The sequence below is a fragment of the Streptomyces sp. NBC_01224 genome (assembly GCF_036002945.1).
Lineage (GTDB): Bacteria > Actinomycetota > Actinomycetes > Streptomycetales > Streptomycetaceae > Streptomyces.
This window is the reverse complement of record NZ_CP108529.1, coordinates 6,756,263-6,773,071: the sequence shown is the minus strand read 5'-3', so window position 1 is coordinate 6,773,071 and position 16,809 is coordinate 6,756,263. Positions and strand designations below refer to the sequence as shown.

Here is a 16,809-nt window from a genome sequence, read left to right as displayed (position 1 = left end):
TGTCCGCCCACCCGTGAAGGAGCCTGCCGTGGAGGCCGCGGTCACCACCTGCTATCGCCATCCGTCGTACGAGACGTATGTGAGCTGCACCCGCTGTGAACGATTCATCTGCCCCGACTGCATGCGTGAGGCCGCTGTCGGTCACCACTGCGTGGAGTGCGTGAAGGAGGGGCAGCGTTCTGTCCGGCAGGCGCGCACGGTGTTCGGCGGTGCGGTGTCCAGGACCGCGGTGCCGCTCGTCACGTATGTGCTGATGGGCCTGAACATCCTGGCGTATCTGGGCGAGTTGGTCCGCCCGGGGATCGTCGACCGGTTCGCGATGCTCGGTGCGGGGCTGAACGGCCCGGACGGAGGCCAGTACGTCTACGAGGCCGGGGGCTTCCCCGGCTTCGATGTGATCGGCGTGGTGGACGGCGAGTGGTACCGGCTGCTGACCGGGGCCTTCCTGCATCTCCCGCCGGGCGGGTCGTCCTTCGGCTCGCTGCCGTTCGGAGTACTGCACATCCTCTTCAACATGTACGCGCTGTGGAATCTGGGCCGGGTCGTCGAGGAGCAGCTGGGCCGGGCCCGCTACCTCGCGCTGTATCTGCTGTCCGCGCTGGGCGGTTCGGTCCTCGTGTATCTGATCGCGCCGTTCGACGGCACAGTGGGTGCCTCGGGTGCGATCTTCGGTCTCGGTGCGGCGTTCTACGTCATCAACCGGCGCCTCGGACGCGATATGCAGGCGGTGAACCGGTTCATGGCCGGATTCCTGATCTGGATGCTGATCTCGGCCGGATTCACCTCGTGGCAGGGCCACTTGGGCGGGCTGCTGACGGGCGGCATCGTCACGGTCGCGTACGCGTACGCACCGGCGGAACGGCGTACGACGATCCAGGCCGCCGCGGGTGTGGTGCTGCTCGCCGTGCTGGTGCTGCTGGTGGTGCTCAAGACGTCCGCACTGACGGGGTGAGCCTGCGCCCGTCCCCGGAACGCGCCACGGCGCCTGCCGAGATCGTCCGGTCGGGGACGGGCAGGCGCCGCGTTCAGTTCCGTACGCCTTTGTACGGGACGTCTATGTGTGCCGTGATCAGACCATCAGAGCACGGTCCGTCGGGCGGATCGGGGCCGGCAGTGCGCTGGCTCCGGTCAGGAAGCGGTCCACACCGCGTGCCGCGGAGCGGCCCTCGGCGATGGCCCACACGATGAGGGACTGGCCGCGGCCCGCGTCACCGGCGACGAAGACTCCGTCGACGTTGGTGGCGTAGTCCGCGTCGCGCGCGACATTGCCACGCTCGTCGAGCGTCACACCGAACTGCTGGACGAGGCCGTTGGACTGGTCGGTGCCGGTGAAACCCATGGCGAGCGTGACCAGCTGCGCCGGGATCCGCCGCTCGGTGCCGGGCTTCTGCTCCAGCTTGCCGTCCTTGAACTCCACCTCGACCAGATGCAGGGCCTGGACGTTGCCGTCCTCGTCGCCCTCGAAGTGGGTGGTGGAGACGGAGTAGACCCTCTCGCCGCCCTCCTCGTGCGCGGAGGTGACCTTGTAGAGCATCGGGAAGGTCGGCCAGGGCTGGTTGACGTTCCGGTCCTCGCCCGGCCGCGGCATGATCTCCAGCTGGGTGACGGAGAGCGCGCCCTGGCGGTGGGCGGTGCCGACGCAGTCGGCGCCGGTGTCGCCTCCGCCGATGACGACGACGTGCTTGCCCTCGGCGGTGATCGGGGAGACCGTCAGGTCGCCCTCCTGCACCTTGTTGGCGAGCGGCAGGTACTCCATGGCGAAGTGCACGCCGTTCAGCTCACGGCCCGGGACGGACAGATCGCGGGAGACGGTGGCACCGGCGGCGATGACGACCGCGTCGTACCGGCGGCGGAGCTTGGCGGCTTCGATGTCCTTGCCGATCTCCACCTCCGTACGGAACTTGGTGCCTTCCGCGCGCATCTGCTCGATGCGGCGGTTGATGTGCGACTTCTCCATCTTGAACTCGGGGATGCCGTACCGGAGAAGACCTCCGATGCGGTCCGCGCGCTCGAAGACGGCGACCGTGTGGCCGGCCCGGGTCAGCTGCTGAGCCGCGGCGAGACCCGCCGGGCCCGAGCCGATGACGGCGACGGTCTTGCCGGAGAGCCGCTCGGGCGGCTGCGGGGTTACGTCGCCGCTGTCCCACGCCTTGTCGATGATGGAGACTTCGACGTTCTTGATGGTGACGGCCGGCTGGTTGATGCCGAGCACACACGCCGACTCGCACGGGGCCGGGCAGAGCCGCCCGGTGAACTCCGGGAAGTTGTTCGTGGCGTGCAGGCGCTCGGACGCCGCAGTCCAGTCCTCGCGGTAGGCGTAGTCGTTCCACTCGGGGATGAGGTTTCCGAGCGGGCAGCCGTTGTGGCAGAACGGAATGCCGCAGTCCATGCAGCGGCCGGCCTGCTTGCTGATGATCGGGAGCAGCGAGCCCGGAACGTAGACCTCGTTCCAGTCCTTGACGCGCTCGCCGACGGGGCGGGTCTCGGCGACCTCACGCCCGGTGGTCAGGAAGCCCTTGGGGTCAGCCATTGGTCGCCGCCTCCATCATCTTCTCGGTGGTCTCCTGTTCGGAGAGACCGGCGAGCTCAGCGGCGTCCTTGGCGGCGAGCACTGCCTTGTAGGTGGACGGGATGATCTTGCTGAAGCGGGCCACCGCGGTGTCCCACTCGGCAAGCAGCTTCTCGGCGACCGTGGAACCGGTCTCCTCCTGGTGGCGGCGCACCACATCGTGCAGCCACTGCTTGTCGGTGTCGGAGAGTGCCTCGATCGCGTCGAGGTTGCCGACGTTGACGTTGTCGCGGTCCAGGTCGATGACGTACGCGACACCGCCCGACATACCCGCGGCGAAGTTGCGTCCGGTCTCGCCGAGTACGACGGCGTGACCGCCGGTCATGTACTCGCAGCCGTGGTCGCCCACGCCTTCCGAGACGACCGTCGCGCCGGAGTTGCGTACGCAGAACCGCTCGCCGGTCCGGCCGCGGAGGAACAGCTCGCCGCCGGTGGCGCCGTAGGCGATGGTGTTGCCCGCGATGGTGGAGTACTCGGCGAGGTGGTCTGCGCCACGGTCCGGGCGGACGATGACGCGGCCGCCGGAGAGGCCCTTGCCGACGTAGTCGTTGGCGTCGCCTTCCAGGCGCAGCGTCACACCGCTCGGCAGGAACGCGCCGAACGACTGGCCGGCGGAGCCGGTGAAGGTGACGTCGATGGTGTCCTCGGGCAGGCCCGCACCGCCGAACTTCTTCGTCACCTCGTGGCCGAGCATGGTGCCGACGGTCCGGTTGATGTTCCGGATCGCGATCTGGGCCCGGACCGGCTGGGCGTCCTCGGCGCTCTCCGCGTTCAGGGCGTCGGCGGCGAGCTTGATCAGCTCGTTGTCGAGGGCCTTGGCGAGACCGTGGTCCTGCTCGATCTGCTGGTGGCGGACCGCACCCTCGGGCAGCTCCGGGACGTAGAACAGGGGCTCCAGGTCGAGGCCCTGCGCCTTCCAGTGCGTGATCGCACGGTCGGTGTCGAGCAGCTCGGCGTGGCCGACGGCCTCTTCGATCGTACGGAAGCCCAGCTCGGCGAGGATCTCGCGGACTTCCTGGGCGATGAACTCGAAGAAGTTGACGACGTACTCGGCCTTGCCGGCGAACCGACTCCGCAGGACCGGGTTCTGGGTGGCGATGCCGACCGGGCAGGTGTCCAGGTGACAGACGCGCATCATGACGCAGCCGGAGACGACGAGCGGCGCGGTCGCGAAACCGAACTCCTCGGCGCCCAGCAGCGCGGCGATGACGACGTCGCGGCCGGTCTTCAGCTGGCCGTCGGTCTGCACGACGATGCGGTCGCGCAGGCCGTTGAGCAGCAGGGTCTGCTGGGTCTCGGCGAGGCCGAGCTCCCAGGGGCCGCCCGCGTGCTTCAGCGAGGTGAGCGGGGAGGCGCCCGTTCCGCCGTCGTGGCCGGAGATCAGGACGACATCGGCGTGCGCCTTGGAGACACCCGCGGCGACCGTGCCGACACCGACCTCGGAGACCAGCTTCACGTGGATGCGGGCCGCCGGGTTGGCGTTCTTGAGGTCGTGGATCAGCTGAGCCAGGTCCTCGATGGAGTAGATGTCGTGGTGCGGCGGCGGCGAGATCAGACCGACGCCCGGGGTGGAGTGCCGGGTCTTGGCGACCCACGGGTAGACCTTGTGGCCGGGCAGCTGGCCGCCCTCTCCGGGCTTGGCGCCCTGCGCCATCTTGATCTGGATGTCGTCCGCGTTGACCAGGTACTCGCTGGTCACACCGAAGCGGCCGGAGGCGACCTGCTTGATGGACGAGCGGCGTGCCGGGTCGTAGAGCCGGTCGGCGTCCTCGCCGCCTTCACCTGTGTTGGACTTGCCGCCCAGCTGGTTCATGGCGATGGCGAGGGTCTCGTGCGCCTCGCGGGAGATCGAGCCGTACGACATGGCGCCGGTGGAGAAGCGCTTGACGATGTCGGAGACGGACTCGACCTCGTCGACCGGGATCGCCTCTCGGTCGCTCTTGAAGCCGAACAGACCACGCAGCGTCATCAGCCGCTCGGACTGCTCGTTCACCCGGTCCGTGTACTTCTTGAAGATGTCGTAGCGCTTGTTGCGCGTGGCGTGCTGGAGGCGGAAGACCGTCTCCGGGTCGAACAGGTGCGGCTCGCCCTCGCGGCGCCACTGGTACTCGCCGCCGATCTCCAGCGCGCGGTGCGAGGCGGAGATGCCGGAGGCGGGGTAGCCCTTGGCGTGCCGGGCGGCGACTTCCTTGGCGACGACGTCGAGTCCGGCGCCGCCGATCTTGGTCGCGGTGCCGTTGAAGTACTTCGACACGAAGGCCTCGTCGAGGCCGACGGCCTCGAAGACCTGGGCGCCGCGGTAGGAGGCGACGGTTGAGATGCCCATCTTGGACATGACCTTCAGGACGCCCTTGCCGAGCGCGTAGATCAGGTTCCGGATGGCCTTCTCGGGCTCGATGCCCTCGATGAACGTACCGGCGCGGACCAGGTCCTCGACGGACTCCATCGCCAGGTACGGGTTGACCGCGGCGGCGCCGTAACCGATCAGCAGCGCGACGTGGTGGACCTCGCGGACGTCTCCGGCCTCGACCAGCAGACCCACCTGGGTGCGCTGCTTGGTGCGGATGAGGTGGTGGTGGACGGCCGAGGTGAGCAGCAGCGACGGGATCGGCGCGTGCTCGGCGTCGGAGTGCCGGTCGGACAGGACGACCAGGCGGGCGCCGTCCTCTATGGCGGCGTCGACCTCGGTGCAGATCTGCTCGATCCGCGCCGCGAGGGCATCGCCGCCACCGCCGACCCGGTAGAGACCGGAGAGCGTGGCGGCCTTCATGCCCGGCATGTCGCCGTCGGCATTGATGTGTATCAGCTTGGCCAGCTCGTCGTTGTCGATCACCGGGAACGGCAGCGTGACGCTGCGGCACGACGCGGCGGTCGGCTCCAGCAGGTTGCCCTGCGGGCCGAGCGTGGAGCGCAGCGAGGTGACGAGCTCCTCGCGGATGGCGTCCAGCGGCGGGTTGGTAACCTGCGCGAACAGCTGGGTGAAGTAGTCGAAGAGCAGCCGCGGACGCTCGGAGAGGGCGGCGATCGGCGAGTCCGTACCCATGGAGCCGAGCGGCTCGCCGGCGGTGCGGGCCATCGGCGCGAGGATGACGCGGAGCTCTTCCTCGGTGTAGCCGAAGGTCTGCTGGCGGCGGGTGACGGAGGCGTGCGTGTGCACGATGTGCTCCCGCTCGGGGAGGTCCTCCAGCTCGATCTCGCCGGCCTCCAGCCAGTCCTGGTACGGCTGCTCGGCGGCGAGGGCGGCCTTGATCTCGTCGTCCTCGATGATGCGGCCCTCGGCCGTGTCGACGAGGAACATCCTGCCGGGCTGGAGGCGGCCCTTGCGGACGACCTTCGCGGGGTCGATGTCCAGGACACCGACCTCGGAGGAGAGCACGACGAGGCCGTCGTCGGTGACCCAGTAGCGGCCGGGGCGCAGACCGTTGCGGTCCAGGACCGCGCCGACCTGGGTGCCGTCGGTGAAGGTGACGCAGGCCGGGCCGTCCCAGGGCTCCATCATCGTGGAGTGGTACTGGTAGAAGGCGCGCCGGGCTGTATCCATGGCGTTCATCGACTCGGGGCTCTCCCACGCCTCGGGGACCATCATCAGCACCGAGTGCGGCAGCGAGCGGCCGCCGAGGTGGAGCAGTTCCAGGACCTCGTCGAAGGAGGCGGAGTCGGAGGCGTCCGGGGTGCAGACGGGGAAGATCCGGTCCAGCTGCTCCGTACCGAAGAGGCTCGACGCGAGCTGGGACTCGCGGGCCTTCATCCAGTTGCGGTTGCCCTTGACCGTGTTGATCTCGCCGTTGTGCGCGACGAAGCGGTACGGGTGGGCGAGCGGCCAGCTCGGGAAGGTGTTCGTGGAGAAGCGCGAGTGCACCAGTGCGACGGCGGTGGCGAAGCGGCGGTCGGAGAGGTCCGGGAAGAACGGCTCCAGCTGCCCGGTGGTGAGCATGCCCTTGTAGACGATCGTGCGGGCGGAGAGCGAGGGGAAGTACACCCCGGCCTCCCGCTCGGCGCGCTTGCGCAGTACGAAGGCCTTGCGGTCGAGCGCGATGCCGGTGCTCTCGCCGTCCGCGACGAAGAGCTGGCGGAACTCGGGCATGGTGGCGCGGGCGCCGCTGCCGAGGAGGTCGGGGCTGACCGGGACCTCACGCCAGCCGAGGACCTTCAGGCCCTCCTCGGCGGCGATCTTCTCGAGCTTCTGGACGGCCTCGGTGGAGTCGTCCGCGGGCAGGAAGGCGATTCCGACGGCGTAGGCACCGGCCTCGGGGAGGTCGAAGGCGACCTCGTCGCGGAGGAAGGCGTCCGGGACCTGGAGGAGGATTCCGGCGCCGTCGCCGGAGTCGGGCTCGGATCCGGTGGCACCGCGGTGTTCGAGGTTGCGCAGTACGGTCAGCGCCTGCTCGACCAGCTCATGGCTGGCCACACCGGTCAGAGTGGCCACGAACCCGACGCCGCAGGCGTCGTGCTCGTTACGGGGGTCGTACATCCCCTGCTGGGCGGGGCGACCGTCCATGGGCGACCAGGCGTCGGTACGCATCGGCTCTCCCGTCGTCGTCGTGGCATATGCAGTGCCGAGGGACGACGTTGGCCCTCTGCGAAATTTGGTGCAGATTACATGATGGGGCGCTTCTCAAGAAGCGGATAGCTCGTTCCAACATGCGGACACCGAGTGAGGCGGTGAGGGTGGGTCGCAGTCGGAGAATCGGCGCCCGGGGAGACCGCAGAGAGCAGGCGTCGTTGCCTGCGGTGTCTACGGCTCATGCCCGGCGGTAAAGGAAACGAAACCGCCAGGTAACGGCTAACTATGCACAGCCTTGTATAGGGACTCATTTTACGCCGGGTGAAGCCGTCCGCCCAGGGGTGGACGCCAAGACGTACGTCACACGAATGGCGGACGCGTTACGGAAATAGGACCGACCGGCAAATGGGGGCGGGAGAAGGAGCGGGGCTGGGTGCGTACACCTGAAAGGCGGAGGAGGGAGGCAACGCGGAGCGTTGTCGACTGACGACAACGCCGGAGGGGCCCCTGGCCCTTAAGTCCTTGGGAGAGCGCGTGCCCAGCCCCGCGACGCCGCCCCCATCCGCCGATCGGCCCAAAGCCCGTCCGGCATCTGGAGGACAAAGCCTTCAGCCGGACGGGCCCGATGTCACGCTCTTGCCCAGGAGCCCTAGCTTCCGGCGGCCACACCGAACAGCGTGCCCAGACCGTAGGTGATCGCCGCCGCGGCCCCGCCCAGCACCAGCTGACGCAGCCCGCTGTACAGCCAGCCGCGCGCCGTCACCCTGGCCACCACCGCACCGCAGGCGAACAGCCCGACCAGCGCGAGCAGCACGGCCGGCCACAGCGCACTCGCACCGAGCAGGAACGGCAGTACGGGCAGCAGGGCCCCCAGCGCGAACGCGCCGAACGACGAAACGGCGGCGACGAGCGGCGAGGGCAGATCGCCCGGGTCGATGCCGAGCTCCTCGCGGGCGTGGATCTCCAGGGCCTGCTCCGGGTCGCGCGACAGCTGCCGTGCGACCTCGCGGGCGAGCCCGGGCTCGACGCCACGGGACTCGTAGAGCTCGGCGAGCTCCCGCTCCTCGTCCTTGGGATGCTTGCGCAACTCGCGCCGCTCGACGTCGAGTTCGGCCTCGACGAGCTCGCGCTGCGAGGCGACGGAGGTGTATTCGCCCGCCGCCATGGAGAACGCACCGGCGGCCAGGCCCGCCAGACCGGTGATCACAATCGTCTGCTGGGAGGCGGCACCGCCCGCGACGCCGGTCATCAGCGCGAGGTTGGAGACCAGCCCGTCCATGGCGCCGAACACCGCCGGGCGCAGCCAGCCGCCGTTCACATCGCGGTGACTGTGGTTGTCGCGGTGCGCCTCGTGCAGTACGGCGTCGGTCTCGATGATGGACACAGCTCTCCCCTTCTCCGGCAGCGGGTTTCACGCGCTCCGCCCCCGCTCAACACCATCGAAAGTACGCACGAAAAAGGCCCCCCGCCAGCAAGGCAGGCCGTACTTACCTGCCCCTGTGACCAGGTAAGTACGGCCTGCCTTACTGCCTCTGAGCCGTCATCCGACTGGCCCTTTTGTTGCGATTATCGGCCTCTGTCGGGGCTCCGCGTGGCACAGATCGAGCAGGTACGAGAACTGGCTCGGTGTGAGCGAAGGGTCGACGCGATGGAGTTGATTGCAGGAAATCCGGCAGAGCCGCGGACGGGCGGTACGGAGGCGGCGGTACGGGGCGGCACGGACCGGGGCGAGGTGTCGCGGAAAAACCTGGGCGACCGGGCCCGGGGCTCCCTGCTCGGTCTCGCGGTCGGTGACGCGCTGGGCGCACCGGCGGAGAATCTGCGGCCGTCCGAGATCCGTCGTCGCTGGGGCCGGATCGAGGGCTTCGTGAGCGACGACCCCGCGGGTACGGACGACACGGAGTACGCGATCTTCTCCGGGCTGCTGCTCGCCCGGCACGGTTCGGCGCTGACCGTCACCCATGTGGAGCGGGCCTGGCATCTGTGGATCGCCGACCTGGACGAGGGGCCGTTCCGCGGCGCCGGGTTCAGTGAGCGGGGCACGCTGGAGAATCTGCGCCGGGGCCTCGCCGCCCCGATCTCCGCCCAGCACCGGCATGCCTGGAGCGACGGCCTGGCGATGCGGGCGGCGCCGTTCGGTGTCTTCGCGGCGGGCCGGCCGGACGAGGCGGCGCGGCTGGTCGCGGTGGACGGGCGGGTCAGCCATGACGGGGAGGGCATCTACGGCGGCCAGGCGGTGGCGGCCGGGGTGTCCGCTGCGATGGTGGGTGCGGGGGTCGCGTCGGTGATCGCCGCCGCGCTGTCCGTCGTTCCCATGGACTCCTGGACAGCGCGCTCGCTGCGGCGCGCGGTGGCGGCCGCACAGCGCACGTACCCCGACCGGCTCACCAGGGAACGCGCGGTGCGCTCCGCGGTTGTCGTCGGCGGCTATCCGTGGACGGACCTGGCGCCCGAGGCGGTCGGCCTGGCCTTCGGCGCGTTCGCGGCGGCGCGCGGCGACTTCCGTACGGCGGTGCTGACCGCGGTCAACATGGGCCGCGACGCGGATACGACGGCCGCGGTGGCGGGGGCCCTGGCCGGCGCCCTGCACGGGGCGTCCGCGATTCCGCGGCACTGGGGGGAGGCGATCGGCCCGGTCCGGGGCAGCTGCCTGCCGTCGATGCGGGGCTACCACGTCCTGGACATCGCGGAGTTGCTCACCCCGGACGACGCGGACGAGGTGTACCAGGGCGCGCGGAACGACGCCGGTGCGCCGGAGGGCGACCCGGCGCGGGACACCGGCACCGGGTACGCGCCGCCCGGCGCCCCGTCCACCGCCGCCCCCACCACGGGCGGAACGGTGGTGGAGTGATGACCACCGCGCGCGGCACTCAGGAGGGCCCCCACCGGGACGCCCCGCACGACGCCCCCCGCACCGCCGCCTCCCGTATCCGTGCCCGTCCCGCCCCCGGGCACAGGGCCCGGATCGAGGGGCTGTTGCTCGGGCTCGCCTCCGGGGACGCCGCCGGGTGGCCGGCCGCGCGGCACCGGGCCGCCAGGATGCCCGAGTGGACCCGGCGCCTCACCCGGGAGCTCGACACCTTCGCCGAGCAGAACGCCACGACCACGCTGCCCGTACCCATCGCGCTCAACCAGCCGCCCGAACCCCTGCGCCTCGGGCCCTCCGACGACGCCGAATGGGCAGCGTTCGCCGCCGGGACCGTGCTCACCTCGGCGGCCGGTCCGCTGCACGGGCTGTCCCCCGAACGCCGGATGCGGGCCGCCATCGACGTCGCCTGGAACGCTCTGGCGGCCGAGGTCGCCGCGGCTGCCGCCCGTGCCCCCGAGGTCGAGTCCGCGGTGCTCCCCCTGCGCGCCCGGATCTCGGTGCGGGCCGGGCTCGGCAATCTCGCCGCCGGGTTGCGCCCACCCGCCACCGGGCACGACAATCCGCACTACTTCGACGACGCGGCCTGCGTACGGGCCGCCGTGCTCGCCGTCGCCCATCCCGCAAACCCCGCCGCAGCCGCCGACCTCGCCGAGTTCGACGCCCGCTACACCCAGGACGGCGACGGTGTGCACGGTGCCCGCGCGATGGCGGCCGCGATCGCCGAGGCCCTGGGCGGTGCGGACGTGGACACCGCGGTGAACGCCGCGCTCGCCCAGCTCCCCGACGGCACGGAGATCGCCCGCAACGCCGCCCACGCCGTCCGGATCGCCCGCGACTTCGTCGGCGAGGCGGCCGGCGCGTTCGCCCTCGTACCGGTGCTGGAGCATCAGATCGTGGACCACGTCTACAGCTACGGGATCGCCGCCGCCGAGACCGTCCCGGTCGCCCTCGCCCTGGCCACCGCAGCCCGCGGCCAGATCGCCCAGGCCATTCCCGCGGCGGCATGCCTGTCACGGGTGGCCGACTCGGCGCCCGCGCTGGCCGGCGCTCTGACCGGCGCGCTCGGCGGCATCGGCACCCTCCCGGACGGCTGGCGCGAGGCCTGCCGCACCCTGGCGGGGTGTGCGTTGCCCCGACTCGCGGGGACCGATCTCATCGAACTCGCCGGGCTGCTGGCAGACACGGAACCGAAGCCTGCGGGTGGACAATTCGGACATGACATCCACGACGCCCATGCGGTCCGAGGCGAAGACCACGGCACTCACACTTGATGAACGGATCACGGGAGCGCTCGTCGGCGCCGCGGTCGGCGACGCGCTCGGCGGTCCGGTCGAGGGCCGGTCCCCCGAGCAGATCGTGGCACGCCACGGCGGGCGGATCAGCGGCGTCGTCGGCCCGTGGGACGGCGACGACTGGCGTACCGCCCGCCCCATCGCCCCGTACCACAAGGGCGACGGACACGTCACCGACGACACCTTGATGACCCATGCGCTGGTGCGGGTGTACTGCGCCGTGCGCGACCATCTCGACGCGTACGCGGTCGCCGACCATCTCGTGCCGGAGCTGATCTCCACCCCCCGCTGGATCCCGGAGCTGGAGGCCGACGCGCTGCCGCTCCAGCGGATCTTCCTCGCCGAGAAGTGGATCGTCGCGCGGCTGCACTACGGGCACGTCGATCCGCGCGAGGCGGGCTCCGGAAACATCGTCAACTGCGGTGCGGCGATGTACATGGCGCCGGTCGGGCTGGTCAACGCCGCCCACCCGCAGGCCGCGTACGCCGAGGCGCTGGATGTCGCCGGTGCCCATCAGTCCTCGTACGGCAGGGAGGCGGCCGGAGTCCTCGCGGCGGCCGTCGCCGCCGCCTGCGCCCCGGACGCGACGCCCGCCACCGTCGTCGACACCTGTCTGTCGCTCGCCAAGGACGGGACGCGTGCCGCCATCGAGGCGGTGTGCGAAGTGGCCGTACGGCACCGCGACTTCGAGTCGGCGCTGACCCCACTGCGTACCGCCGTCGCACCCTTCGACACCGTCGGCCCCGACTACCGCGCCCCGTCCCTCGGCGCCCGCCGGCCGTCCCGCCTGCACTCCATCGAGGAGCTCCCGATCGCGCTCGGCATGCTTCTGGTCGCGGACGGCGACTACCGGCACGCGGTCCTCGGCTCGGTCAACTACGGCCGGGACTGCGACTCGATCGCCACGATGAGCGGCGCGATCGCGGGCGCGCTCCACGGTGAGCGGGCGATCCCTGCCACCTGGGTGAAAACGGTCGCCGAGGCCAGCCGGCTCGATCTGCACGCCCCCGCGCGCACCCTGGCCGACGTCTCCCGCGACGTGTTCGTACGGGACACGGCCCGGCGCCGCGCACACGAGTCGGCGTTCGCCGCACTGGTGGGTACGCCATGAAGGTACGGGTGACGTGGGTGCAGCCCGAGGACCTGGTCGGGCATGAGCTGCGCCAGGCGGCCGAGGACGGACGGGACGCGCGGGCCATCGCGCGCCGGTGGTACGAGGCGGGCGGCGCCCCCGCCCCGGAGCGCGCGGGCGCATCGACCCCTGCGGCCCCCGAGCTGCGCGCACTCGCCGAACGGCTGCTCGACGAACTCGCCCTGCTGGAATCACCGTTGGAGGCTGATGAGCCGACGGAGCTGATGGCGATCCGGGCCGCCTGCCCGGACTGGCCGGTCCCCCGCGCGGACCCGCCGCCGGTGAGTCAGGACCGCCTGCACGCCGCCTGGCTGGGCCGGGCCGCCGGCTGTCTGCTCGGCAAACCGGTCGAGAAACTGCCGCTCGCCGGCATCCGCGCACTGGCGCGCGCCACCGACAACTGGCCGCTGGCCACCTGGTTCACCGCCAAGGGGCTGCCCGCCGAACTGGCCGCCACCTACCCCTGGAACCGTCGCTCCGCACCTACCTCCCTGGCCGAGAACATCGACGGCATGCCGGAGGACGACGACCTCAACTACCCCCTGCTGACTGTGTTGTTGCTCCAGCGGTACGGCCCGTCCTTCACCACCTGCGATCTCGCCCGGCTCTGGCTCGACGAACTCCCGGCCGGCCGGACGTTCACCGCCGAGCGGGTCGCGTACCGCAACCTGCTCGACGGGATCGAGCCCCCGCACACCGCCAGGTACCGCAACCCGTTCCGGGAGTGGATCGGTGCGCAGATCCGGGCCGATGTGCACGGCTGGACGCATCCGGGCGACCCGTCGGCCGCGGCGGAGCAGGCGCACCGGGACGCGGTCCTCACCCACACCGCCAACGGGGTGTACGGGGCGATGTTCACCGCCGCGGCGCTCGCCGAGGCGGCCGGAGGCGGGAGTGATGCGCACGGTTGTCTGGCCGCCGGGCTGCGTGTGGTCCCGCCCCGTTCACGATTCGCGCACGCGGTGCGTTTCGGTGTCGGAGCGGCCCGCGGCGAGAGCTGCTTCGACGCGGTGGCCGACCGGCTGCACGCCGAGTACGGCAGCTACCACTGGGTCCATGTGCTGCCCAATGCCGCACTGCTCGCCGCCGCCCTCACGCACGCCGACGGCGACTTCTCCGGCTCCATCTGCCGTGCCGTGTCGGGTGGTTGGGATACCGACTCGAACGGTGCGACTGCCGGTTCACTCGCCGGCCTGCTGGCCGGGAGCCCCGACGCGCTGCCCGACCGCTGGACCACCCCGCTGAAGAACCGCCTCGCCACGTCCGTCCCCGGCTTCGACTCCATCGGCTTCGACGCACTCGCCGGACAGACCCACCGGCTCACCCACAAGGAGGCACTCCACCCATGACCGGCATCGCGGTGCTCGGCAGCACCAATATGGACCTTGTCGCATACGTCGCACGGGCTCCGGAGCGCGGAGAGACCGTCACCGGACGGGAGCTGCGCACCATCCCCGGCGGCAAGGGCGCCAACCAGGCCGTCGCCGCCGCCCGTGCGGGCGGCGAGGTGATGATGATCGGCGCGGTCGGCGACGACGAGTACGGCACCCTGCTGCGGTCCAACCTGGAGCACGCAGGCGTCGACACCGATCTGCTGCACACCGCGGACGGCCCCAGCGGCACCGCGCACATCGTCGTCGACGACATGGGCTCCAACTCCATCGTGGTGATCCCCGGCGCCAACGGCACCGTCACCGCTCTCGGCCCCGGTGAAACGGCCGCCATCGCCGGAGCCGATCTGCTGCTCCTCCAGCTGGAGCTGCCGCTGCCCGCCGTGATGGAGGGCGCGCGGGTGGCCCACGCCCAGGGCGTACGGACCATCCTCACCCCCTCCCCCGTACAGCCCCTGCCTTCCGAACTCCTCGACTGCATCGATCTGCTGATCCCCAACGAGCCCGAGGCGGCCGAGCTCACCGGTTCCGCGGATCCCCATGCCGCAGCGCAGATCCTGCTCAGCCAGGTCCCGGCGGTCGTCGTCACACTCGGCTCGAAGGGCTGCCTCTACGCGGCCCGGGGCAGCGAACCCATCCTCTTCCCCGCCCCCGAGGTCACCGCCGTCGACACCACCGGGGCCGGGGACACCTTCGTCGGCACGCTCGCCGTGGCCCTCGGTGAGGGACGGCCCGTACCGGAGTCACTGGCCTGGTCGTCGTCCGCCGCCGCGCTCTGCGTACAGAGGCCGGGCGCCTCGACCTCCATGCCGTACCGCAGCGAGATCGACGCCGCATGAACGCGACTGCGCAGGCACCTCTGACCGGACTGCGGGTCATCGACCTCGCCACGCTCTTCGCAGGCCCCCTCTCCGCCACCATGCTCGGCGACTTCGGCGCCGAGGTGATCAAGGTCGAGCATCCGCGCAAGCCCGATCCCTCGCGCGGGCACGGCCCCACGAAGGACGGCGTCGGCCTGTGGTGGAAGCTGCTCGGCCGCAACAAGCGCAATCTGACCCTCGATCTGTCCAGCCCCGGCGGGCGCGACATCCTGCTCCGGCTGGCCGCCGGGAGCGATGTGATCATCGAGAACTTCCGGCCCGGAACGCTGGAGCGCTGGGGCCTCGGCTGGGCGGAACTGCACGCCGTCAACCCGCGGCTGGTGCTGGCCAGGGTCACCGGCTTCGGCCAGTTCGGCCCGTACGCGCACCGCCCCGGTTTCGGCACACTGGCCGAGGCGATGAGCGGATTCGCCGCGATCACCGGGGAACCGGACGGGCCGCCCACACTGCCGCCGTTCGGGCTCGCCGACTCGATCGCGGCGCTGGCCACCGCGTACGCCGTGATGGCCGCACTCGCCGGACGCGACAGGACCGGGGAGGGGCAGATCGTCGACATGGCGATCATCGAGCCGATCCTGACAGTGCTCGGCCCGCAGCCGGTCTGGTACGACCAGCTCGGCTACGTACAACCGCGCACCGGCAACCGCTCCCGGAACAACGCCCCGCGCAATACGTACCGCACATCGGACGGCCACTGGGTGGCCGTCTCCACGTCCGCGCAGTCGATCGCCGAACGGGTCATGCATCTGGTCGGCCGGGCCGAGCTGATCGACGAACCCTGGTTCGGCTCCGGCACCACCCGCGCCGAGCACTCCGACGAGCTCGACGAGGCGGTCGGCAACTGGATCGCCCGGCACACCCGTGAGGACGCGCTCTCCGCGTTCGAGAAGGCGGAGGCGGCGATCGCGCCCATCCACGACATCCGGGACGTGATGGAGGATCCGCAGTACCGGGCCCTGGACTCCATCACCGAGGTCGACGACCCGGAGCTGGGGCCGCTGCGGATGCAGAACGTCCTGTTCCGTCTCTCGGGGACACCGGGCGCGATCCGCTGGGCGGGCCGGCCGCACGGTGCGGACACCGACGAGATCCTCACCGGGCTGGGTCTGTCGGGCCCGGAGATCGCCGCGCTGCGGGCGGAGCACGTCCTGTGACGGCGACGGTCCCCCTCACCTTGCTGTACGTCCCCGGGGACCGGCCCGAGGTGGTGCGCAAGGCGCGCGACTCGGGAGCGGATGTGGTGATCGTCGATCTGGAGGACGCGGTCGCGCCGGACCGTAAGGAGTACGCACGGTCCGCCACCGCCGAGCTCCTGTCCGAGGCGATCGAGGAGGCGGCAGTGCCGATCCATGTCCGGGTCCACACCGAGGCGGACATCCTCGCCCTGGCCGGGCTGCCGGGCCTCGCCGAACTCCGGCTGCCGAAGATCACTCATGCGGCGTCCGTCCATCACATCGCGGCTGTGGCACCGGGGGTCGCGCTCTGTCCGCTGCTGGAATCGGCGCTCGGCATCGAGCACGCGTACACGGTCGCCGCCTCCCATCCCCAGGTCCGCTCCATCGCGCTGGGCGAGGCGGACCTCCGGGCCGATCTGGGGGTACGGGAGGACGCCGGACTCGACTGGTCGCGCAGCCGGGTCGTGGTCGCCGCCCGCGCGGCCGGGCTCGCGCCACCCACCCAGTCGGTGTTCCCGGACGTACGGGATCTGGACGGCCTCTGGGCGTCCTGCGCGCATGGCCGCGCGCTGGGTTTCCTGGGCCGGGCGGCGATCCATCCCCGCCAGCTCCCGGTCATCGAGCAGGCGTTCCGCCCGACGGCACAGGAGGTCGAGGCGGCGAAGGAGATCGTGGCGGCGGCCGCGACGGACGAGGGCGCGCTGGCTCTCCCCGACGGCCGGTTCGTCGACGCGGCGGTAGTGGCATCGGCCCGCCGTACGCTGGCGCTGGCACGGAGGTGGATCGACGGGTGAGGTACTGGACGGGGTCCGGCGCGGGCCCCACGCGCCTGACGGTTCCGTCCTCGATCGTCGGACGGGCTCGACTTTGCCCACCCGGCGTTTCGAACACGGGCGCGGGTTTGATCCATCCGCCCGGAGATGGCGAACACCGACGGCACGAGGCCGCAATCAAGCCCGTCGAGGGGCCCCTCCCATGCCCCTTGAGGCCATGGGG

The 16,809-nt window shown here is 71.1% G+C and carries 11 protein-coding genes; 8 read left to right on the top strand and 3 right to left on the bottom strand.

Annotated elements, in window-relative coordinates; translation table 11 throughout:
* Positions 1 to 28: 28 nt before the first annotated feature.
* Positions 29 to 952 carry a rhomboid family intramembrane serine protease gene (locus OG609_RS30450; protein ID WP_327275765.1) on the top strand — a complete coding sequence of 308 codons (924 nt, stop codon included), beginning with the start codon at positions 29 to 31 and terminating at the stop codon, positions 950 to 952.
* Positions 953 to 1,069: 117 nt separating this feature from the next.
* Here OG609_RS30450 and OG609_RS30445 read toward each other — a convergent pair whose 3' ends face one another.
* The 3 genes from OG609_RS30445 to OG609_RS30435 form a co-directional block, all read right to left on the bottom strand.
* The gene (locus OG609_RS30445; RefSeq protein WP_327275764.1) at positions 1,070 to 2,530 is read right to left on the bottom strand and encodes a glutamate synthase subunit beta; all 1,461 of its coding nucleotides are present in this window, start codon (positions 2,528 to 2,530) and stop codon (positions 1,070 to 1,072) included.
* Complete coding sequence (gene gltB, locus OG609_RS30440) at positions 2,523 to 7,091, bottom strand: glutamate synthase large subunit (RefSeq protein ID WP_327275763.1); 4,569 nt, start codon at positions 7,089 to 7,091, stop codon at positions 2,523 to 2,525. The genes OG609_RS30445 and gltB overlap by 8 nt, the downstream gene beginning before the upstream one ends.
* A 631-nt stretch (positions 7,092 to 7,722) precedes the next feature.
* Positions 7,723 to 8,457, bottom strand: a complete 735-nt coding sequence (locus tag OG609_RS30435; protein ID WP_327275762.1) for a VIT1/CCC1 transporter family protein — start codon at positions 8,455 to 8,457, stop codon at positions 7,723 to 7,725.
* 264 nt (positions 8,458 to 8,721) lie between these two features.
* Here OG609_RS30435 and OG609_RS30430 point away from each other — a divergent pair, with 264 nt between their 5' ends.
* From OG609_RS30430 to OG609_RS30400, 7 genes are read left to right on the top strand one after another with little or no spacing between them, the layout of a single operon-like run.
* Complete coding sequence (locus OG609_RS30430; protein WP_327275761.1) at positions 8,722 to 9,924, top strand: ADP-ribosylglycohydrolase family protein; 1,203 nt, start codon at positions 8,722 to 8,724, stop codon at positions 9,922 to 9,924.
* Positions 9,924 to 11,213 (top strand): ADP-ribosylglycohydrolase family protein, encoded by a 1,290-nt coding sequence (locus OG609_RS30425; RefSeq protein ID WP_327275760.1) that lies wholly within the window; start codon positions 9,924 to 9,926, stop codon positions 11,211 to 11,213. Before OG609_RS30430 ends, OG609_RS30425 begins: the two co-directional genes overlap by 1 nt.
* Entirely contained in the window at positions 11,158 to 12,345 is a 1,188-nt protein-coding gene (locus OG609_RS30420) for an ADP-ribosylglycohydrolase family protein (RefSeq protein WP_327275759.1), read from the top strand. The genes OG609_RS30425 and OG609_RS30420 overlap by 56 nt, the downstream gene beginning before the upstream one ends.
* Positions 12,342 to 13,715, top strand: coding sequence for an ADP-ribosylglycohydrolase family protein (locus OG609_RS30415; protein WP_327275758.1), 1,374 nt, complete (start codon positions 12,342 to 12,344; stop codon positions 13,713 to 13,715). Before OG609_RS30420 ends, OG609_RS30415 begins: the two co-directional genes overlap by 4 nt.
* Positions 13,712 to 14,596 (top strand): ribokinase, encoded by an 885-nt coding sequence (rbsK, locus tag OG609_RS30410; protein ID WP_327275757.1) that lies wholly within the window; start codon positions 13,712 to 13,714, stop codon positions 14,594 to 14,596. The genes OG609_RS30415 and rbsK overlap by 4 nt, the downstream gene beginning before the upstream one ends.
* Positions 14,593 to 15,792, top strand: coding sequence for a CaiB/BaiF CoA transferase family protein (locus OG609_RS30405; RefSeq protein WP_327275756.1), 1,200 nt, complete (start codon positions 14,593 to 14,595; stop codon positions 15,790 to 15,792). Before rbsK ends, OG609_RS30405 begins: the two co-directional genes overlap by 4 nt.
* Positions 15,789 to 16,607 (top strand): HpcH/HpaI aldolase/citrate lyase family protein, encoded by an 819-nt coding sequence (locus OG609_RS30400; RefSeq protein WP_327275755.1) that lies wholly within the window; start codon positions 15,789 to 15,791, stop codon positions 16,605 to 16,607. Before OG609_RS30405 ends, OG609_RS30400 begins: the two co-directional genes overlap by 4 nt.
* The last annotated feature ends 202 nt before the right edge of the window (positions 16,608 to 16,809 follow it).